The following is a 606-nucleotide window of genomic DNA, read 5'->3' on the forward strand; positions in this document are numbered from 1 at the left end:
GTATTTCATGGTCAACTCCTGTGGATCGAAGGTCCCCTCCCAACAAAAATTATCGCGCTCCGACTCGCTGACAAGAGCGCCAAGCGGTTTCTCAAACGAGCCAGTTCCCGAAGGCGAGGCGTTGGCAAAGCCGATCGTCGAAACCGTGGAATGACCGAAAAATGAAAGCCCTCCAACAGGCACAAAAAAGATCGGATGGTTGGGATGTAGAACGATACACTCCGCAATCGCGAGAATAAGTTCTGTCACCGACTCGCCGGTTAAGGGCTGGCGCCGCCGCTGCCCGGCTGTGTGACCGCTCCATACTAGCTGTGAGATTTCTCTCCGCCGCCGCAACATCGCGCTGGGCCGTCGCCGAGGCATCAGCGTTCTTATGAGCACGAAGGCCGTGGTGGAAATCCGCGCGGCGCAAGCAAGCGGGAAGACGTCTTAGACACGCTAAGCATCCGGACGACTACACGATTGAGGGTTGGCGCACGCTTCGAGGTTCACTTGGGGCTCTGCGCCGAAGAAGAGATAAATGCGTGGGATCATTAAGCCTTGTGGGCTTCGGGAACAAAGTTGGCGGAAGGGAGTTAAAAGCCGTCTCACCGGTTGACCGAACAC

At 56.6% G+C, this 606-nt stretch carries 1 protein-coding gene; it reads right to left on the reverse strand.

Going from position 1 to position 606, the window contains the following annotated elements; translation table 11 throughout:
* Nucleotides 1-249, reverse strand: a 249-nt coding sequence (locus tag ACXJ7R_RS35775) for a hypothetical protein (RefSeq protein ID WP_457155895.1), incomplete at its 3' end; no start/stop codon positions are given.
* Between the last annotated feature and the right edge of the window lie 357 nt (nucleotides 250-606).

The sequence above is a fragment of the Mesorhizobium sp. P5_C1 genome, assembly GCF_054049815.1.